Genomic DNA, 19484 nt, shown 5'->3' on the forward strand with positions numbered 1-19484 from the left:
TACCTTGTTATCTGGGAATTACAATTCAAAGCTAACAAGAATTTCAATGGATTTAAAGTTCTTTTGAGATGACCTAAATCAAGGAATAATACTTAAACGTTAATATTTAAGTATTTATTGAAAAACTAGTAATTTTTTAATAAAATGAGTGTGCAATTCTATTTTCTTCCTTAGATTTGTTTGTGGTCTAGTGCCATATTTAAAATGTTATCTAAATTTATCAACATGAAAAGACTATCTCCCAAATTCCTACCCGCTATTTTAGTATTGTTTTTGATGAGTTTCTCTGTACTCGCTCAAACTAAAGTGGGAGGTCAAGTTTCAGATGCTGCTTCCAAAGAGGCCTTAATTGGTGTTAGTATTGCCGTTAAAGGTAAAGTAATTGGAACAATTACAGATGCTAAAGGAAATTTCTCATTGAGCACTTCGACTCCTGCACCATTCACTATTGTGGTTTCTATGGTTGGATATGAAAGACAAGAAATTAGTATCTCTGGAAATAAAACAGACTTAAAAATAAACTTAAAAGAGCAGTCTGTACTAGGTCAGGACGTGGTCGTTTCTGCGAGTAGGGTAGAAGAAAGTGTCATGAAATCACCTGTTTCGGTGGAGAAAATGGATATTAGAAGCATCAGAGAAACACCTTCAGCTTCTTTTTATGATGCCCTTCGTAATTTGAAAGGAGTGGAAATGGTAACCCAATCGGTTTCTTTTTCTTCCATTAACATGAGAGGTTTTGGTAGTAATGGTAACGTTCGTGTGGTTCAAATGATTGACGGTATGGATAACCAAGCGCCAGGTTTGAACTTTTCAGTAGGTAATATTGTCGGAATTTCAGAATTAGATTTAGAAAATGTGGAAGTATTGCCAGGTGCATCTTCTGCATTATATGGCCCGAATGCCATGAATGGTATCGTATTAATGAACTCAAAGAGCCCATTTTTATACCAAGGCTTAAGTGCACAAATCAAGGGAGGATTTATGGATGCTCCGAATCGTACAGTACAAAATACACCTTACAGTGATATTTCAATTCGTTATGCGAAAGCATTCAACAACAAAGTCGCATTCAAGTTAAATTTTAATACGTTAAGCGCGGAAGATTGGCAAGCATCTGATTACCGTGACCAAAGTTTATTGAATGGTACAACTCTTGGTTTAGGTGGACGTTCAACCAATTTAGCTTATAACGGGGTGAACTTATATGGAGATGAAACTAACGTGAATATGTTAAGTTCATTGAGTCCAGTATTGAAAGATCCAACTAATCCATTGACCGCGGGAATCAATCAGATTTCAAAAGCAACAGGTGGTTTGTTAACTCCTGCGGCTATTTTGGGATACATTGTTCCCAATGTTAATATTTCACGTGAAGGCTATGCAGAGCGTGATTTAGCATCTTATGCAAACCGTAATATGAAATTCAATGCGGCTTTACATTATCGTTTTAATGACAAAGTGGAGTTGATTTTGCAAGGTTCATATGGTCAAGGAACAACGGTTTATACAGGTGCAGATCGTTATTCGATCAAAAACTTCAGTATGGGTCAATACAAAGCGGAGTTAAAAGGTTCTAATTTCTTCTTAAGAGCTTATACGACTCAAGAGAATTCGGGTGATGCCTATGCTACGGGTACTTTAGGTCAATTAGTGAATGAAGCTGCTAAACCAAGTACAACTTGGTATCCACAGTATTTTGGAGCCTTTGCTACACAAGCACTAACGAACTTTGGTACTGTACTAGGAACAACCTTAGCTCAGACAGGTAATCCTACTTTAGCTGTTGGAAATGCCATTGCTACAACACAGGCAGCCTTTCCTACTTATCACAACAACGCTCGTGCAACGGCTGACGTAGGTCGCTTGATTCCTGGGACAGCTGCATTTACAACGGCAGTTGAAGCCATTAAAGGCAAGCCACTTCCTCAAGGAGCTCGTTTCTTAGATAAGTCAGCATTATATCACTATGAAGGTATGTATAACTTCAGTGAGCTGTTGAATGATAAATTTGAAATGTTAGTAGGTGCTAACTACCGTGTTTATGCCTTGAACTCAGAAGGTACCTTATTTGCTCGTCAAGATAATGGACAAGAATTCTCTATCAATGAATTCGGTGGATATTTACAGTTGGCCAAGAAGATGTTCCAAGATAAGTTTAAGTTGACAGGTTCGATGCGTTATGATAAAAATGAAAACTTTGAAGGTCAATATAGCCCAAGATTATCAGGGGTTTACACGGTTGGTCAATCGAATTTCAGAGCGTCGTATCAAACAGGTTTCCGTATTCCAACCACACAAGATCAATACATTGATTTAAATACTCCATCGGCTAGATTATTGGGAGGTTTGCCAGTAGTTCAAGATCGTTATAAATTATCAGGAAACTCATATACTTTACAATCAGTATTAGCAGGAAAGCCTGAAGTTTACACAGCCAAAGCTTGGAAGCCAGAGCAGGTTCGTACATTTGAAGTAGGTTATAAAGGAAATTTAGGAAGTAACTTATTAGCTGATTTCTATTACTACCAAAGTACTTTCACTAATTTCTCTGCAGGTCAAGTGGTGTTACAGCCTTCTACGACTATCGTTGGTTCATATAATTATTTCTCTTTCCCATCTAACGTAGACAATCAAGTTAAAACAAGTGGTTGGGGTTTAAGCTTAGATTATAGATTAGCGTCTAATTGGACCTTGGGTGGAAACATTTCATACAATACGGTGAATGATAATGGTGGATTGAGCAATTATCAATTAGCTTATAATACGCCAGCTTATCGTACCAACATTACCTTAGGTAACCGCAATATTGGTGGTTCAGGATGGGGCTTTAGCACGGTTTGGAGATATCAAGATGAATATGTTTGGCAATCTAGTTTTGTTAACCAGTTAGTTAACCAAACTCAACAAAGTGTTATTCCTTCTTTCAGTACCTTGGATGCACAGATTAGCAAGAAATTATCTAGTATTAAATCCATCGTAAAAGTAGGTGCTTCTAACTTATTAGGTACAGCTTACACTACAGGATGGGGTAATCCAACAGTAGGTAGCATTTACTATGTGAGCATTACATTTGATGAGTTATTAAATAAATAATCCTTCAAATTTTTATTGAGGCTGTCCTATTCGGGCAGCCTCTTTTTTTGTACCTTTGTGGATTGATTTGTAGCAAAATATGCAGCCACCTAAAGATTTAACAGGGTTTTCTCACATTGAAGTTTTAGGTGCTCGTGAGCATAATTTAAAGAACATCGACGTTCAAATTCCTAGGAATCAATTAGTCGTAATTACAGGAATTTCAGGTTCTGGGAAGTCTAGCTTAGCTTTTGATACAATTTATGCCGAAGGCCAAAGGCGTTACATGGAAAGTTTTTCGGCTTATGCCAGAAGCTTTTTGGGTAATATGGAACGCCCGGATGTGGACAAGATAGAAGGTCTTTCTCCTGTTATTTCGATTGAACAAAAAACGACTTCCAAAAATCCTCGGTCAACCGTAGGAACTACCACCGAGATTTACGATTTTTTGCGTTTGCTTTTTGCTAGAGCATCGGAGGCCTTTAGTTATCTTTCTGGTGAAAAAATGGTCAAGCAATCGGTTGACCAAATTATCAATACTCTTTTACAGCAATTTCAAGGTGGCAAGGTACAGTTATTAGCTCCAGTTGTAAAAGGAAGAAAGGGGCATTATCGTGAGTTATTTGTACAAATAGCTAAATGGGGTTATACCAAGGTGCGAGTGGATGGGGAGATTGTGGAATTGGAGCCAAAAATGCAAGTTGATCGATTCAAAGTGCATGATATTGAGATCGTGGTGGATCGGTTGGTGGTGAAAGAGGACGACCGTTTTCGTATTTCCCAGAGTTTACAAACGGCCATGAATTTAGGTAAAGGGCAAGTGTTTATTTTGGATGAGAAAGAGAAGCTTCATTATTTTTCGCAGACATTAATGGACCCTAAAACGGGTTTGTCTTATGATGAACCTGCACCCAATACATTTTCATTTAATAGTCCTTACGGAGCATGTCCTAGCTGCAATGGTTTAGGTCAAATCGAAGAAATTACGGAAGAATCAGTCATCCCAGATCCAGAGTTAAGTATTATTCGTGGAGCAATTGCCCCCATCGGTGAATACCGTGATTTATGGATATTTAAACAGTTAGAAGTTTTGTTGAAACCCTACCAAGTAGGTTTATCAACTCCCATTGCTAAGTTCCCAAGGAAGGCCGTAGAAATGATGTTATATGGTACAGATGAACCCGTACCAGTTCCATCCAAGAAATATGTGGGAACAGAATGGACGACCAAATATGATGGAATTATTCATTTTTTGAAAAGACAACAGGAAAGTGGATCGGAGAAAACTCAGGATTGGTTAAAAGACTTTTTGGAAGTAAAAACTTGCCCAGATTGTCATGGCTATCGATTGAAAAAAGAAGCGCTTTGTTTCAAGATAGACGGTAAACATATTGGAGAGTTAGCCCAAATGGATATTTTGGACTTGGAGAACTGGTTCGAAGGTTTGTTTTTACGACTTTCAGATAGGCAGCAACAAATTGGAGTTGAGGTTTTGAAAGAAATTCAAAAGCGCATTGGATTCTTGACTCAAATCGGGTTGAATTATTTAACCTTAGATAGGCCCATGAAAAGCTTATCGGGTGGAGAAGCGCAGCGGATTCGTTTGGCAACTCAAATTGGTACGCAGTTGGTGGGAGTTTTATATATCATGGATGAACCAAGTATTGGTCTACATCAGCGAGATAATGAAAAATTAATTCATGCCTTAAAGGATTTACGGGATTTAGGAAATAGTGTGTTGGTGGTGGAGCATGATAAAGACATGATGTTGGAGTCCGACTATTTGCTGGATATAGGACCGGGTGCAGGTAGACATGGAGGACATATTGTTGGGCAAGGTACACCTGCTGAGTTTTTGAAATTACAAACCCCTACAGCACAATACTTAAATGGTCAATTGGCCATTGAAATTCCTGAGAAGCGCAGAAAAGGAACTGATAAGGTGATTAAATTAATTGGAGCCTCAGGAAATAACTTAAAGCATGTGACTGTCAGTATTCCTTTGGGAAAAATGATCTCAGTAACAGGGGTTTCTGGATCGGGTAAATCTACGTTGATTCACGACACATTGGTGCTTAAATTGAAGCAGCATTTTGATCGAACTAAAAGAGATCCGAAGGATTTTAAAGGTATTGAGGGATTAGAATTGATTGATAAAGTTATCGAAGTAGATCAATCGCCCATTGGTAGAACGCCTCGTTCTAACCCAGCCACCTATACCAATATGTATAGCGACATTAGAACATTGTACTGTGAATTGCCTGAATCTAAAATTCGTGGTTATAAAGCAGGGCGGTTTAGTTTTAATGTCAAAGGTGGCCGATGTGAAAGCTGCGAAGGTGCTGGTAGAAAGAAAATTGAAATGGAATTTCTGCCGGATGTTTTGGTTGAATGTGAGTCATGCAAAGGCAAGAGATTTAATCGTGAGACCTTAGAAGTTCGCTTCAAAGGCAAGTCGATATCCGATGTGTTAGATATGACCGTGGAGCAAGCATTGGAATTTTTTGAGCATCAACCTAAGATTTACCGTAAAGTAAAAACCTTATTGGAGGTAGGTTTAGGTTATATTACTTTAGGTCAACATGCCACGACATTATCTGGAGGGGAGGCACAGCGAGTAAAATTGGCGGAGGAGTTGTCGAAAAAAGACACAGGTAAAACCTTGTATGTGTTGGATGAGCCTACTACAGGTTTGCACTTTCAGGATGTAAAATTATTGTTGGAGGTACTTCAGAAATTAGTGGATCGAGGTAATACGGTATTGATTATTGAACATAACTTAGATGTTATCAAAGTTTCGGATCACGTGATTGATTTGGGCCCTGAAGGCGGGCTTGCAGGAGGGCAAATTGTGGCCGAGGGTACTCCAGAAGAAGTGGCAAAAGTGAAGAAAAGTCACACAGGAAGGTTTTTGTTGAAAGAGCTAAATTTGGCTTGATTTTCCTTAACGCTGGCAAGGTTCGAAACCTTGACAGCGTTGCGAAAACGAATGGATTTTCAATTTATTCTAACAGTAAACTGATTATGTTTTTCTCATCCAATTCGATGGAGTGAAATTGTCGAAATTCATCTAATCCTCCGAAATAATCTAATACTGATTTTTTATCGATAAAGCTCTTTTTCATCGTTGAAATGTCATAATAGGAAGAGTTTTTGAATTGTTTAAAATCATGTACGATGCCATGATTTTCTGGGTTGAAATGAAGGTATTTGATCAGTTGCATAAAATAAATATCATCTTCCACTTGTATTCTCCTAAATGGATTTTCAAATAATCCACCAGTTCGATCATTGGTTTTATTAAATGCCTGAGCATAGCAATTAAATAGCGTGCCAAATTGCATTGCAATTAATCTCGAAAGGTCAACATGTTCCCTCTGTTCTGTTTTTATTTTTTTAAATTCAAAAATTTCGTTGGCAGATTTTATTCTTAGTAGAAAATGAAAATGATTGCCTAATAAACAATAGGCATATGTGTCTGCAATGGGACATATGTACTTTTGGTATTTTCTTAGAAAGAATCGATAATTCCTGTATTCTTTGAAAATTTTAGTTCTGTTTATTCCACGATTATATACATGGTATAATTGATCTGGAATCATTGGGGCTATATTTTTTTTCATGATTAGTGGTGGATAAATGAAATGAAACAAATGTTACCAATTTCATGGAAATGTAATCTTAAAAAATTGGTAAAAAATATCAGAAATGTGATGAAAAATTTGAGTAAAAAAAGGTAGCTTTATTGGCATTTCAACAACGCTGTCAAGGTTTTAAACCTTGACAGCGTTAAGGGAAAAAGATTCAGCAAAACACTCATCAATCATGCATATTTTTCTCCAAGTACTTTTTATTTTAGTACTATTCGGTCTGGGTTATTTGGTAACGCAACGTTTTAAGCTTATCATCTCCTCGATTCACTTAGCTAAAGCAGTTGAATTGAATGATCGTCCCAGTGAACGATGGAAACGAGTTTTCTTATTAGCATTTGGGCAGAAAAAAATGTTTCAAAAACCTTTGGTAGGAGTTTTTCATTTTTTGATTTACCTAGGTTTCGTTTTAATTAATATTGAGATTCTGGAAATTGTCATTGATGGGATATTAGGAACTCACCGAATTTTTGCTCCTCTCTTGGGAAGTATCTATCCCGTTTTACTTAACTTCTTCGAATTACTTTCTTTAGGTGTCTTTGTGGCTTGTGTTGTGTTTTTTCTACGAAGGGGAGTGATTCATGTGCAGCGATTGCAGCCTGGAGCACATCGAGAATTGAAAGGTTTTCCGATACGAGATGCTTATACCATTTTGGCCATTGAATGTATATTAATGCTAGCTCTGTGGACCATGAATGCAAGTGATGCCATCCTTCAAGAAAGACAAGTAGAACATTTTGAACCTGTAGGAGCATTTGTCGTTTCTCAGCATTTCATGCCTATTTTGTCGAGTCTTTCTACTCCTATCTTATTGATTTTAGAACGAGTAGCATGGTGGTTTCACATCCTTGGTATTTTAGGATTTGCCTTCTATGTGACCTATTCTAAACACTTACATATTTTCTTCGCTTTTCCCGCAGCTTATTTTTCAAGCCTTGAACCTTCCAGTAAAATGGGTAATATGCCCTCCGTCACTCATGAAGTAAAATTGATGTTAGGACAACCCGTTGAACCTAATACTGCCACTCCGGATCAAATGCGATTTGGGGCGAAAGATGTCATGGATTTAACCTGGAAAAATGCCCTAGACGCTTATTCATGTACCGAATGTGGCCGCTGTACGGAACAGTGTCCTGCTAATCAAACAGGAAGAGCTTTGTCACCGCGAAAGATTATGATGGACACCCGCGATCGATTAGAAGAGGTAGGGAAAGGCCTGGCAAAAAATAAAGGCCAATGGGTGGAAGATGGGAAATCACTTTTAGGCGATTATATTTCAGCTGAAGAATTGAGAGCATGTACTACCTGTCAGGCCTGTGTCGAAGCTTGTCCCATGGAACTGTCTCCATTGAATATCATATTGGCATTGCGCCGCTACCAAATCATGGAGCAATCTGATGCCCCAGCCGCTTGGAATAGCATGTTTTCTAATATTGAAACAAATCAAGCTCCTTGGAAATTTAATCCATCAGATCGTTTAAACTGGGCCAAATCATAAACACATGAAAAAAGTTTTTATACCAGTCATCATTGGACTAATCTTGTTTTTTACGCTTGGACCTAGTCCTCAAGCTCCTACCTTAGACCGAGGCGTTACTTGGAAAAATATTCCAGATTCTCTTCCTGCCTTATCTAAGTATTTACAAAATAAAGAAGCTTCATTCCCTCAAATTAAGCCCAATAACGAGGCGAAAATAGTTTGGGCAGACTCTCTAAATCCTCAAAAAACGAAATGGGTATTCATGTATGTCCATGGTTTTTCGGCGTCTCAAATGGAAGGGAATCCAGTGCATCGACAAATCGCAAAAACATTTGGAGCCAATTTACTCTTAACTCGAGTAGCAGGGCATGGTTTTGCTACTTCGGATAGCGTGCTGCAGCATGTCACTGCAGACGATTATTACGAAAGTGTAGAAAATCAATTGGCCTTGGCCAAAAAAATGGGTGAGAATGTCATCGTGTTGGCCACTTCATTTGGTGGAGCCTTGTCTTTGTCTCTAGCTTCCCGTCATCCAGAAATTAAAGCATTATTGTTGTATAGCCCATGCATAGCCATTGCAGATCCAGCTGCCGTTTTGATGGACAATCCTTGGGGGCTTCAATTGGCTAGAAAGGTAGTTGGGGGCGATCACCGAGATATTCCAGCTCAAAATTCAGCTCATAATCAATATTGGAACTTGCATTATCGCTTAGAGGGTGCGGTAGAATTACAGAATTTCCTTACCAATCAAATGACCGACGAGGTTTTTGAACAAGTAAAATGCCCCGTTTTTATGGGCTATTATTACAAAGATGATGCTCATCAAGATCCTGTTGTGTCGGTTAAAGCAATGCGTCATATGTTCCCTTATTTAGGTACAAGTCCTACTCAGAAAAAAGAAATGGCTTTCCCTTTAGCCGAAAACCATGTCATTACTTCGGATATTTTAGCCAAAAGAACAGATTTACCCTTGAAAGCTAGCATTCAATTTTTGAAAGAAATAGTTCATCTTCCATAAATTATGACGCCTAATTTAATTCTTTATGCAGTTCCTTTCTTTTTGATTACGGTCATCTTGGAATCGTATGTCGTGTTCAAACAACATCGTGATTTTGTCGAGACAAAGGATTCTTTGACTTCCATTGGATTGGGCCTAGGGAATCTTTTTATAGGATTATTGACCAAATCAGTCATCTATGTCAGCTATTTTTATGTATATGATCATTGGCGAATATTTGATCTTTCCATAGCTTGGTGGTGGGTATGGGTCTTTGCTTTTTTTGCGGATGATTTTACCTATTATTGGTTTCATCGGATATCCCATGAAGTACGCTATTTTTGGGCTTCTCACATGGTGCATCATTCTTCACCGAAGTACAATTTAGCTGCGGCATTACGACAAACTTGGACGGGGAATTTATCGGGAGCATTTTTATTTTATATCTGGATATTGTTACTAGGAGTACATCCATTTATCGTATTTTTTTTCCAACAAATTAGTCTGTTATATCAATATTGGATTCACACGGAATTGATCAAAAAAATGCCTGCTTGGTTTGAATATATCTTCAATACACCTTCACACCATCGGGTTCATCATGGAACGGACTTGGACTATTTGGATACGAATTACGCTGGGATTTTGATCATTTGGGATCGGATGTTTGGTTCATTTCAACAAGAAAATCAAAGGCCACATTATGGATTGACGAAGCAAATTGAAAGTTATAATCCTGCCAAAATTGCCTTTTTTGAATGGGTACAAATTGTCAAAGATATCTTTCATTCCAAAAGCCTTTCAGCTGCTTGGAAATATGTCATAGGCCCTCCAGGTTGGAGTCCAGATGGTTCTAGGTTAACCGTAGAACAAATGCGTCAACAAAATAAGTTTAAAAAAGATGAGCAAGGAACTGAAGATTAGTACCATGGCCGAATGGGCCGCTAAAGGAGAAAGCCCAGCGTTTTTGTTTTGGGTAGGTTGTGCTGGTTCATTTGATGATCGTCATAAGAAAGTAACTAGGGCTTTTTGTGAAATTTTACAAAGCCTCGAAATTTCATTTGCCGTACTCGGAACAGAGGAATCCTGTACTGGTGATCCTGCTCGAAGGAGTGGAAATGAGTTTTTATTCCAAATGCAGGCCATGTCCAACATTGAGGTACTGAATATGTATGGCGTGAAGAAAATAGTGACGGCTTGTCCGCATTGTTTCAATACATTGAAAAATGAGTACCCTGAATTAGGAGGAAATTACGAAGTTATACACCATAGTCAATTACTTGCTGAATTATTAGCTGAGGGTAAAATTCAATTGAAGGAAGAAGAAAAAGAAGCTGTAGCTTTTCATGATTCCTGCTATCTTGGACGTGGAAATGGAATATATGAAGCACCGCGAGATATAATTCTAGGACTGAAAAAGGAACTAAAAGAACTAAAAAGTTGTAGAACCAAAGGTTTGTGTTGTGGAGCTGGTGGTGCTCAAGTATTTAAAGAGCCCGAAGAAGGGAGTATCGACATTCAAACCAAAAGATCTCAAGAAATCATTGATTCAGGGGTACAGAAGGTAGCTTTAGCTTGTCCATTTTGTATGGTTATGATTCAAGATGGATTGAACAAACACGGAAAAGATAAAGAAATACAAGTAGTAGATTTGGCTGAGTTAGTTCAGCAAACCATGATATAAATATATGTACGTAGAATTTCAACAATTACCTGCCCATGCTCGAGTTTGGATATATCAAGCCAATAGAGCATTTAATGAACAAGAAAGTGCTTTTGTTCAATCTTATTTGAAACAAGCAGTTCAAGATTGGAATGCCCATGGAGTTCCTTTAGCAGGTTCATTCCAAATCCGATATAATCAGATTATTGTTATTGCTGTGGATGAGCATCACCATGCGGCATCGGGCTGCTCCATTGATGCCTCAACTGGCTGGTTTAAGGATTTAGCATTTCAGATGGGAATGGATTTTTTTGATCGTTCTGTGGCTTTGGTTCAAGAAGATAACCTTATTTTATTTCCACTATTAGGAGTAAAACAAGTGATCAACGAAGGACATATCAATGCAGATTCCTTAATCGCCATTCCACAAGTCAAAGATTTGGCAGATTATAGATCCAATTGGCCAGCCAAAGCAAAAGACTCTTGGCTTAAAAAATATTTTGTAGCTGCATCCGTATAGTTTATGGCAGAAGATTTACAGGTAGTGGAAGGAAGTAGAGCAGATAAATACCAAGCTCTTATTCCTCAAGTGGCAGCACTCATTCAAGGAGAGACAGATTTATATGCCAATCTTGCAAATATTGCAGCTGCTATTCATGAATATTTTGGATTCTTTTGGGTGGGCTTTTATCTAAACAAACAAGACCAGCTGGTTCTCGGACCTTTTCAAGGACCAGTAGCTTGTACACGTATTCCTTACCACAAAGGTGTTTGTGGTCATGCTTACAGAACCCAACAAAGCATTATTGTCCCCAATGTAGATGAATTTCCAGGTCATATCGCCTGCGCATCTGCATCTAAATCAGAAATAGTATTACCTGTGATGGATTCCGCTGGCGAAGTGCTGATGGTCTTGGATGTTGATTCTGATCAATTAAATGATTTCAGCGAGATAGACCGAGAGGGCTTGCAAGCAATCATTGATTTGATTGAAAAAAATTATACTTCTTGGTACTAAATCTTTTATGCTAAAGGTTTCATTCCCATAGCTAGCCACTCTTCCTTGGAAGGCCCATACATGCCAGGAACACTTAGGCCTTCTTGACGAATCAATACGCTCAACTGCCCTCTGTGATGAGTTTGGTGGCGAATGAGAATACTTAAAACAGCTCCTCTTTCCCAATGATCACCATACATAGGAACTTTCTCTCCTAGCATTTCATCAGTCCATTGATTTTTTAATGCCAAAACTAAGGATTCAGAGGACTTTTGATATTCTGTAATAAGTTTGTTCAAGTCATTTTTTTCTTGACTAGCATCCACTATGCCATCTACTTCCTTTAATCCAGCATGATGCAATAACTCGGCGATAGATTCCGTGATGTGCCACGATAATCGAGCCATACTTCTGAAATTTTCGCTAGGATTATCTTTGAAATGACCAGCTTGTATGGCCTGAAACATTTTGATAGTGCTTTCAGATTCGTAAGCCCAAGCTCGATAAAAATCAGTTAATTGTCTAAACATGGCTGTTGGTTTTTGATAAAATTAAGCCATTGGAAGTAATCTTCCTAGTTAGAATCATGCCAAAATGATGAATGGCTATTGTGCAAGTCGTGCAATGACTGTTTCTCCTCCAACGGGCTTGTCGTCCAATTTAACACAGATTTCAGCATCTAAAGGAAGATAAATGTCAATGCGACTACCAAATTTAATGAAGCCAAACTCAGTTCCTTGAATAACAGCATCTCCTTCTTTGGCATACCAACAAATCCGTTTAGCTAATGCTCCAGCAATCTGACGAAATAAGACCTCTGTGCCATTTTCATGCTTCACAACATAAGTGGTACGCTCATTTTCTGTGCTAGATTTTGGATGCCAAGCCACTAAATATTTACCAGGATGGTATTTGAAATATGATACGATTCCTGAAATTGGATTAAAATTGATGTGCACATTGATAGGTGACATGAAAATGGAAACCTGTCTGCGTTTATCTTTGAAATATTCAGTTTCCACCGCCTCTTCAATCACCACAACCTTGCCATCTGCAGGCGCAATGATATCCTTTGGGTTGATGTTGGTTACGCGTTTAGGAACACGGAAAAATTGCACCAAAAGCAAATAAAATATAGCAGTAATTACCACCACAGCTTCACGTACATAAACTTGCTCTGGTAGAAAATAAGCCACTAAGGCATTTATAGCTAATACAATGACAATAGCTGTTAATAAAATGGTTTTTCCTTCTCTGTGTAGGGTCATAAGCGATTTTTATGGTTTAATCCAGGTTATGGATTAAACTTTAATCCGTAAAATTAGCCAATTTTGTTGAAAAATTGGGCATAGCTCTTCAATCTATTCCTAATAATTTGACAATTTTGCTTGAAAAAATTGCATTTTTATTACCTATTAGAACTAAATCATGCGCCTAGGCTATTACATTTTATCACTGTTTTTACTGATTCACGTAAATTTCCTAGCTCATAGCATCGAATGGTTTAGTACTAGCACGGGGTACTTTTATAAAATTGATTTTGAGAATAATAGTCAACTTTCTAGAACGAAGAACGGCCTTCCCTGGATGAATTTAGGGGAATTGACTTTTGAAAATGTAAAAAATGAAGATTTGATTTCAGCTAATTATGCTGTAAAAGAATTTAAAATAGAGCATTCAGATTGGTCCTATCTGTTAATACCTTGTACCAATCAAGTCTACCAAATCAATAAAAAACAATTGATATTAAAGCGAATTGACGAAACCTATTTTAGGGGCGCCAATTGCTCGAGTAGTATTTTTTATCGAAATGGAATTCTATACTCTTTTGGGGGTTATGGCTTTGGGACTTCCTCCAATATTTTAACAAAATACAATGCGGAGGGCAAGGAATGGTTGAATATTCAAGCAAAAGGGAATGTGCCTCCAGCAATTTCAATGGGCCTGACAGCCTATGTATCCAGTCAGGATAAGTTTATCACCATGGGAAACCATCAGATAAATGAAACGGATTTGAATCGCTTAGATGTGTTGGATTGGAATATTTATGAATATAATTTCGAGAAAAGTGAATTTACAAGTCTTGGAAAAATTGAATTAGAAGAAATTAAATCCTTTTTATCGAAGGATTTAATCCGTTATTATTTATTCAATGGGCGCTATTTCTTTTTATTGGACAAATCCGGACGTAAGAAGAACTTCGATACGATGTATATCATTGATGTTTTGGATGATTTCAAAACATATTGCTGGAAAAATAATAATCGATTAGTTGTTGAAGGACCTTACAGTGGGAATTTTGATAAAGCCTTTCATGTCAATGGAGATACATTGATTTGGACAAATTTATCCAATCAGTCTAGTCCTAGCACGCTTAAAAATCACCGAATGATGGTGAATGATTTACTTCGAGAATCAGAATATGTGGGAAAACTTGGCCAAATACCTTGGTATCAATCTATTCTGGAAGGATCAGTTATCTTAGTTTCTTTGGGTTTTCTAGTCATAGCTTTCTTTTTGTACCAAAAATGGAAAAAGAGGCGATTGGCAAAAAACTTGAAAATTATGTTGGGGGAGAATGAAAAAATGCTCCTCGATTTCCTGATTTTAAATTACACGACAGGAAATATTTCAGGACATCAAATCATCGCTTTCTTTGGCAAACACAAAAGTTCACCCGAATCACAGCGACAATTTAGGGCAAAAATGTTTGAGAATTTGACCAAATCCTTGCGCTTATTACTTGGTAAAGAACAAATTTTAGATGTTCATACCGACGAGAAAGATCAACGTATGTTTACTTATCGCCTAAACGCAGAAGTTTATCAAATTCTCAAATCATTATAAATTCTTTAGAAGGAAGTTGGTCATCATTTGATACAAATGATATCGGGTATTTCCTCCTGAAATGCTATGATTCTTATTGGGATAATAGAAACTTTGAAATTGCTTATTGGCCTTGATTAACGCTTCTTGTAATGCCACTGCATTTTGAAAATGAACATTATCATCACCTGTTCCGTGAACCAACAATAAATTACCTTTCAATTTATTAACATGGTTTACGGGTGAATTCTCATCATATCCCTTCGCATTTTCTTGTGGTGTTCTTTGATAACGCTCTGTATAAATACTATCATAGAAACGCCAATTAGTCACTGGCGCAACTGAAATGGCAGTTTTGAATACATCTGCGCCTTGCATTAAGCAATTGGACGACATAAATCCGCCATAGCTCCATCCCCAAATTCCAATGCGGGAAGCGTCAACATAAGGTAATTTCGCTAGATATTGAGCAGAATAAATTTGATCTTGAACTTCAATTTTACCTAAGTTTTGGTAAGTGATTTTTTTGAAATCCACTCCACGAGCACCTGTACCCCGATTATCCAAACAATAAATTATGTAGCCTTTGTCCAAAAGGGTTTGATACCAATAAAAATCGTTGCTAACCGGATATGCATCCAATACTTGCTGACTTCCAGGGCCACCATATACATGCATCAAAACAGGGTATTTTTTGTTTGGATCAAAGTTTTTAGGTTTAATGGTATAAGCGTTTAAACTTTCACCATTGGCTAAGGGGATTTGGAAGAATTCACGAGTAGAAATCGCATAGTCTTTGAGCTGTTGCTTTAATTTGGTATTATCTTCTAACACACGAATTAAAGTACCTTGACTGCTCTTTAGGCTGATTTGTAAAGGCTCTTTAGCTGAGCTGAAATACAACATATAAAAGGAGAAGTCGGGGCTAAAGTTGGCTGTACTCGTGCCAGCATGCTGAGAAATCATTTGGAAGTTGGAACCATCTAATTGAATTTTATACACTTCTCTTTGTATCGCTGATTTCGCTGCTGCATTGAAATAAAGTGTTTGGCTTTTTTCATCAAATCCATAAAAATCATCTACTTCCCAATTTCCTTTTGAGATAGGATCTACTTTTCCTGTGGCAATATCAGCAACATATAAATGCTTAAATCCTGACTTTTCAGAAGAGAAAATAAACCGCTTTTGATCAGCTAAATAGGTGATATCATTCCCAACAGATTCAATTTCCAAGGAAGTATTACTTCTCTCTTCATAAATAACTTTGGAGTTTCCATCCTTTGCCGAAGCATGTAGGATTTCCATGTGATTTTGTAAGCGATTTAGACGAATGAAAGAAACCCAATCAGAGCTAGCTGTCCATTTCATTCTAGGGATGTATTGATCCTTATCTTTTCCAACTTGAATTGGAATGCTTTTTTGATTTGTCAAAGAATAAACGCTAAGGCTTACAATGGAATTGGCTTCACCAGCTTTAGGGTATTTAAAACGGTAATCTTTCGGGTACAATTCCCCCCACATTTGCATGTTGTATTCAGGAACCTTTGTTTCATCAAAGGTATAATAGGCTATCTTTTTGCTATCTGGAGACCATTGGAATGCTTTAGCAAAGGAAAATTCCTCTTCATATACCCAATCGCAAGCGCCATGAATTATATGGTTAAATTTGCCAGAGGTAGTAATAGCTTTTTCTTTTCCAGAAATTAAATCAACCAAGAAAAGGTTGTTTTCTCGCACAAAAGCCACTTTTTTCCCATCGGGAGAAAAGCTAGCATGCATTTGTTTTCCTGCTTTAGATAAAGGCGTAATGGATTTGTTTTGACGGTCAAAAATGAAATTATTTTCCTTTGAGCTGCGTCGATAGATTTGTTCAGACTCCGTGGAAATCAAGATTTTTAGTTCGTCCGATGAAAGACTAAAGGACTCTACTTTTATCTTTTTACCCGCTACTCGCTGAATTTCTTCATCAAAAAGCACTTCTGAGTTTTTGGGATCGACAACAGAATATTTGATAATTTTCCCCTCTTTTAACTCGGTATAATGTTGGCCATCTTTTGTCCAATTAAGGTTTTGAATGCTTCTTTGGCGGAAAGTATAATTTTGCCAAACATCTTCTAAACTAACACTTTTTTGGGCCATGCTCACATGAGCCAATAGAAAAATAACAGCGAAGCTGAGGGTGCGATAAAAACGTAGAATCATAAGGATATTTAGTCTTGAAAAATCACGATTGGACTAGTCTCAATCGTGTTGCTTTGATGAAATGCTTTGTCTTTAATGGAAATGCGGAATGCTAATGTGTCGTTCTTCTCGGTAAAATCCGGAGAATAACCTTTATAAAAGGCATACACAAATTGAGTGGAATAGGATATGTACCCTTCAATTGGCCCTGGTTTTTGATCGGGTTTAAATGGGAAATTCATTAATCCACCAAGTTTGGGGCTGAAAGTCACTGGTATGAATTTGCCGTTCTTTTTAAATAGTACATCTACCTCAAAATTACGGTAGTCTTTGTATTTAGGGTCTGAATTTTTTTCTGCTGTAGTAATGCCTAAATCTCCATCTCCATCTTGAAACTTGATGGTCATCACCACGGAATCAATCTTGGCTTTACCTCCAAAACCGTCATTACTGATTTTCGTGATTTTTTTAATGGATTCAAATTCAATGCTAGGCGTGGTGCTATAATCAGGTTCTTGTACACAGGCAATGAATGCCCAAGCGCACAATGCAATGATGGTGATGAGACTACCTAGTTTAATCATGAAGATTCGGTGGTAATTAGAAGCGTAAAGTTAATGATTTGCATTAATTTTGTGCATAATTTCAAAAAAAGCTATGCAGAGTGAAAACGAAGATTGGGAAAGCCTTTCTTTGAGTTTGAAGAATCGGGTGGGTCAGATGCAAGATGCTGATTTTGAAACCTTGGCTTTGGACGTTTTTCGCTATCAAGCAAGCCATAATCCATTGTATCATTTATACCTAGGATTATTGGGAGTAGATGTTAACAGCATTTCCTCGATTGGTGAAATTCCTTTTTTGCCAATTGAGTTATTTAAAAACCACCTTGTTCAATCGGGCTTTGCGCCTATTTTATTTCAGTTTGAAAGTTCGGGAACAACTGGTCAAATTCCTTCCAAGCACATTGTTTGTGATCCGGCTTTTTATCAAAGTCAAGCCAAGAGAATTTTTGAATCGAATTATGGCTCCTTAAAGGACTACCATATTTTTGCTCTTTTGCCGTCCTATTTGGAACGTAGCACCTCTTCCTTGGTCTTCATGATGGATTATTTTATCAAAGAGTCTCAATCCGAGCTCGCTGGTTTTTATTTAAATCAATATGATGCTTTAGTTGAAAATTTGAAGGCCGCTTTGCTAACGGACAGAAAGATCTGGTTGATGGGTGTTACTTTTGGCTTATTGGATTGGGTGGATTCTGGACAAGATTTTTCTTTTTGGAAAGAAGCCGTAGCGGCAGGTCGAGTTATGGTGATGGAAACAGGAGGGATGAAAGGCCGACGCGCCGAGTGGTTGCGAGAGGAGGTTCATGCCTTTCTACAAGAAAAAATGCATTTGCCTCAAGTTGCCTCCGAATATGGCATGACGGAATTATTTTCTCAAGCCTATGCTGATCAAGCAGGTATTTTTACACCTGGAGTAAGTATGCGGGTGTTGTTGAGGGAGGTCAATGATCCCTTTGGACAAGTTACACAGGCTGGTCGTGTGGGGGGAATCAAAGTGATTGATCTCGCCAACATTGATTCTTGTTCCTTTATTGAAACCAAAGATTTAGGCTCGCTGGAATCTGATGGCGTTCGATTTAAGGTGTTAGGTCGCTTTGATAATTCCGAACAAAGAGGATGTAATTTGATGCTAGCTCAAGGATGGGGAACCAACCAGGAGGAGCCATCTTCATAAAATTCATTTTTCCAGATAGGTACTTCTTCTTTCAAGCGATCAATCAACCATTGGCAAGCTTTAAATGCTTCTGCACGATGTACGCAAGTAACTCCTATTAGTACGGCGATATCTCCAATTTTTAAAGGGCCTGTTCGGTGAGCCATGACCACTTTTTGAATGGGCCAAGTTGCTCCAGCTTGATCTATTAATAGGTTAATTTGTTTCACAGCCATAGGAGGATAAGCTTCCATGTCGAGTGATTTCACTGCTTTGTTTTGATTTTTATTTCGAATGGTGCCGATAAACAAGCAAATTCCGCCTGCAACATCGTCTTGCAGAAATGGGTAAAAATCATCCAATTGGATGGCTTGTTCCAATAAAGCCACTTTTCTTTCCATGTTATCGAATTCTTTGGTAAGTTAAAAAACTATATTGGTACGGGTTCTTTTCATCGGTAATACCTCTTTCTGTTTGAATAATTTCCCATTCTTGACTAGGCATTTCTGGGAAGAAAGCATCTCCATCAAAATAGTCATGCAATCGTGTGAGGATAACTTGGTCAGCTATTTCCAAAGCTTGTTTATATATCTCGGCTCCGCCAATGATGAAGATATCATCTCTGGATAGGCTTTTAGCTTTCAAAATAGCTTCTTCCAAAGAGTGGCAAAGAATTATCCCATCAGCAAGGATCTGGTTTTGTCGACTGACCACCAAGTTATTTCGATTAGGTAAAGCTTTGCCAATGGAATCAAAGGTTTTTCTCCCCATGATAATGGAATGTCCTGTGGTCAAATTTTTGAAATGTTTCAGGTCAGCTGGTAGGTGCCAAATGAGTTGATTGTTTTTGCCAATGACGTTTTTTTCGTCACAAGCCACGATTATCTTGATCACGGGATTTT

The 19484-nt window shown here is 37.8% G+C and carries 17 protein-coding genes; 10 read left to right on the plus strand and 7 right to left on the minus strand.

What is annotated here, in order from left to right:
• Nucleotides 1-225: 225 nt before the first annotated feature.
• Both HME7025_RS02200 and uvrA read left to right on the plus strand, forming a co-directional pair.
• Nucleotides 226-3093 carry a TonB-dependent receptor gene (locus tag HME7025_RS02200; RefSeq protein WP_109324928.1) on the plus strand — a complete coding sequence of 956 codons (2868 nt, stop codon included), beginning with the start codon at nt 226-228 and terminating at the stop codon, nt 3091-3093.
• Nucleotides 3094-3172: 79 nt separating this feature from the next.
• A complete protein-coding gene (uvrA, locus tag HME7025_RS02205) occupies nt 3173-6010 on the plus strand; it encodes an excinuclease ABC subunit UvrA (RefSeq protein ID WP_109322069.1) in 2838 nt (945 codons plus the stop codon).
• 64 nt (nt 6011-6074) lie between these two features.
• Here the strand turns inward: uvrA and HME7025_RS02210 are convergent, their stop codons facing one another.
• On the minus strand, nt 6075-6695 hold the full coding sequence (locus HME7025_RS02210) for a hypothetical protein (protein ID WP_109322070.1): 621 nt from the start codon (nt 6693-6695) through the stop codon (nt 6075-6077).
• A 202-nt stretch (nt 6696-6897) separates the two neighbouring features.
• Between HME7025_RS02210 and HME7025_RS02215 the strand changes: the two genes are divergently transcribed.
• From HME7025_RS02215 to HME7025_RS02240, 6 genes are read left to right on the plus strand one after another with little or no spacing between them, the layout of a single operon-like run.
• Nucleotides 6898-8220: a (Fe-S)-binding protein gene (locus HME7025_RS02215; protein WP_109322071.1), complete on the plus strand. Its 1323-nt coding sequence runs from the start codon at nt 6898-6900 to the stop codon at nt 8218-8220.
• Nucleotides 8221-8224: 4 nt separating this feature from the next.
• Complete coding sequence (locus HME7025_RS02220; protein ID WP_109322072.1) at nt 8225-9220, plus strand: alpha/beta hydrolase; 996 nt, start codon at nt 8225-8227, stop codon at nt 9218-9220.
• Between the two features lie 3 nt (nt 9221-9223).
• Nucleotides 9224-10123: a sterol desaturase family protein gene (locus HME7025_RS02225; protein ID WP_109322073.1), complete on the plus strand. Its 900-nt coding sequence runs from the start codon at nt 9224-9226 to the stop codon at nt 10121-10123.
• Nucleotides 10101-10883: a (Fe-S)-binding protein gene (locus HME7025_RS02230; RefSeq protein ID WP_226998261.1), complete on the plus strand. Its 783-nt coding sequence runs from the start codon at nt 10101-10103 to the stop codon at nt 10881-10883. Before HME7025_RS02225 ends, HME7025_RS02230 begins: the two co-directional genes overlap by 23 nt.
• A 4-nt stretch (nt 10884-10887) precedes the next feature.
• Entirely contained in the window at nt 10888-11382 is a 495-nt protein-coding gene (locus HME7025_RS02235; protein WP_109322074.1) for a hypothetical protein, read from the plus strand.
• Nucleotides 11383-11385: 3 nt separating this feature from the next.
• Nucleotides 11386-11880 carry a GAF domain-containing protein gene (locus HME7025_RS02240; protein ID WP_109322075.1) on the plus strand — a complete coding sequence of 165 codons (495 nt, stop codon included), beginning with the start codon at nt 11386-11388 and terminating at the stop codon, nt 11878-11880.
• A gap of 5 nt (nt 11881-11885) precedes the next feature.
• Here the strand turns inward: HME7025_RS02240 and HME7025_RS02245 are convergent, their stop codons facing one another.
• Both HME7025_RS02245 and HME7025_RS02250 read right to left on the minus strand, forming a co-directional pair.
• The gene (locus tag HME7025_RS02245; RefSeq protein ID WP_109322076.1) at nt 11886-12389 is read right to left on the minus strand and encodes a DinB family protein; all 504 of its coding nucleotides are present in this window, start codon (nt 12387-12389) and stop codon (nt 11886-11888) included.
• A gap of 75 nt (nt 12390-12464) precedes the next feature.
• On the minus strand, nt 12465-13127 hold the full coding sequence (locus HME7025_RS02250; protein ID WP_109322077.1) for a phosphatidylserine decarboxylase family protein: 663 nt from the start codon (nt 13125-13127) through the stop codon (nt 12465-12467).
• Nucleotides 13128-13287: 160 nt separating this feature from the next.
• Between HME7025_RS02250 and HME7025_RS02255 the strand changes: the two genes are divergently transcribed.
• The gene (locus HME7025_RS02255) at nt 13288-14706 is read left to right on the plus strand and encodes a hypothetical protein (RefSeq protein ID WP_109322078.1); all 1419 of its coding nucleotides are present in this window, start codon (nt 13288-13290) and stop codon (nt 14704-14706) included.
• On the opposite strand, the gene HME7025_RS02260 is transcribed toward HME7025_RS02255, so the two are convergent.
• Nucleotides 14701-16824 carry a S9 family peptidase gene (locus HME7025_RS02260; RefSeq protein WP_226998262.1) on the minus strand — a complete coding sequence of 708 codons (2124 nt, stop codon included), beginning with the start codon at nt 16822-16824 and terminating at the stop codon, nt 14701-14703. The genes HME7025_RS02255 and HME7025_RS02260 overlap by 6 nt on opposite strands.
• 71 nt (nt 16825-16895) lie before the next feature.
• On the minus strand, nt 16896-17450 hold the full coding sequence (locus HME7025_RS02265) for a hypothetical protein (protein WP_109322080.1): 555 nt from the start codon (nt 17448-17450) through the stop codon (nt 16896-16898).
• 73 nt (nt 17451-17523) lie between these two features.
• Here HME7025_RS02265 and HME7025_RS02270 point away from each other — a divergent pair, with 73 nt between their 5' ends.
• Nucleotides 17524-18603, plus strand: a complete 1080-nt coding sequence (locus HME7025_RS02270) for a LuxE/PaaK family acyltransferase (protein ID WP_109322081.1) — start codon at nt 17524-17526, stop codon at nt 18601-18603.
• Here HME7025_RS02270 and HME7025_RS02275 read toward each other — a convergent pair.
• The gene (locus tag HME7025_RS02275; RefSeq protein WP_109322082.1) at nt 18564-18983 is read right to left on the minus strand and encodes a molybdenum cofactor biosynthesis protein MoaE; all 420 of its coding nucleotides are present in this window, start codon (nt 18981-18983) and stop codon (nt 18564-18566) included. The two genes, HME7025_RS02270 and HME7025_RS02275, sit on opposite strands and share 40 nt — an antisense overlap.
• Nucleotide 18984: 1 nt before the next feature.
• Nucleotides 18985-19476, minus strand: coding sequence for a dihydrofolate reductase (locus HME7025_RS02280; protein WP_109324931.1), 492 nt, complete (start codon nt 19474-19476; stop codon nt 18985-18987).
• Between the last annotated feature and the right edge of the window lie 8 nt (nt 19477-19484).

It is taken from the genome of Aquirufa nivalisilvae (genome assembly GCF_003143535.1).
GTDB lineage: Bacteria > Bacteroidota > Bacteroidia > Cytophagales > Spirosomataceae > Aquirufa > Aquirufa nivalisilvae.

What these genes read in the sequence shown, in the direction of transcription:
- HME7025_RS02270 (WP_109322081.1), top strand. Translation starts at nt 17,524, where the DNA reads ATGCAGAGTGAAAACGAAGATTGGGAAAGCCTTTCTTTGAGTTTGAAG.
- HME7025_RS02200 (WP_109324928.1), top strand. Translation starts at nt 226, where the DNA reads ATGAAAAGACTATCTCCCAAATTCCTACCCGCTATTTTAGTATTGTTT.
- HME7025_RS02260 (WP_226998262.1), bottom strand. Translation starts at nt 16,824, where the DNA reads ATGGCCCAAAAAAGTGTTAGTTTAGAAGATGTTTGGCAAAATTATACT.
- HME7025_RS02275 (WP_109322082.1), bottom strand. Translation starts at nt 18,983, where the DNA reads ATGGAAAGAAAAGTGGCTTTATTGGAACAAGCCATCCAATTGGATGAT.
- uvrA (WP_109322069.1), top strand. Translation starts at nt 3,173, where the DNA reads ATGCAGCCACCTAAAGATTTAACAGGGTTTTCTCACATTGAAGTTTTA.
- HME7025_RS02240 (WP_109322075.1), top strand. Translation starts at nt 11,386, where the DNA reads ATGGCAGAAGATTTACAGGTAGTGGAAGGAAGTAGAGCAGATAAATAC.
- HME7025_RS02265 (WP_109322080.1), bottom strand. Translation starts at nt 17,450, where the DNA reads ATGATTAAACTAGGTAGTCTCATCACCATCATTGCATTGTGCGCTTGG.
- HME7025_RS02225 (WP_109322073.1), top strand. Translation starts at nt 9,224, where the DNA reads ATGACGCCTAATTTAATTCTTTATGCAGTTCCTTTCTTTTTGATTACG.
- HME7025_RS02255 (WP_109322078.1), top strand. Translation starts at nt 13,288, where the DNA reads ATGCGCCTAGGCTATTACATTTTATCACTGTTTTTACTGATTCACGTA.
- HME7025_RS02210 (WP_109322070.1), bottom strand. Translation starts at nt 6,695, where the DNA reads ATGAAAAAAAATATAGCCCCAATGATTCCAGATCAATTATACCATGTA.
- HME7025_RS02220 (WP_109322072.1), top strand. Translation starts at nt 8,225, where the DNA reads ATGAAAAAAGTTTTTATACCAGTCATCATTGGACTAATCTTGTTTTTT.
- HME7025_RS02235 (WP_109322074.1), top strand. Translation starts at nt 10,888, where the DNA reads ATGTACGTAGAATTTCAACAATTACCTGCCCATGCTCGAGTTTGGATA.
- HME7025_RS02230 (WP_226998261.1), top strand. Translation starts at nt 10,101, where the DNA reads ATGAGCAAGGAACTGAAGATTAGTACCATGGCCGAATGGGCCGCTAAA.
- HME7025_RS02245 (WP_109322076.1), bottom strand. Translation starts at nt 12,389, where the DNA reads ATGTTTAGACAATTAACTGATTTTTATCGAGCTTGGGCTTACGAATCT.
- HME7025_RS02250 (WP_109322077.1), bottom strand. Translation starts at nt 13,127, where the DNA reads ATGACCCTACACAGAGAAGGAAAAACCATTTTATTAACAGCTATTGTC.
- HME7025_RS02215 (WP_109322071.1), top strand. Translation starts at nt 6,898, where the DNA reads ATGCATATTTTTCTCCAAGTACTTTTTATTTTAGTACTATTCGGTCTG.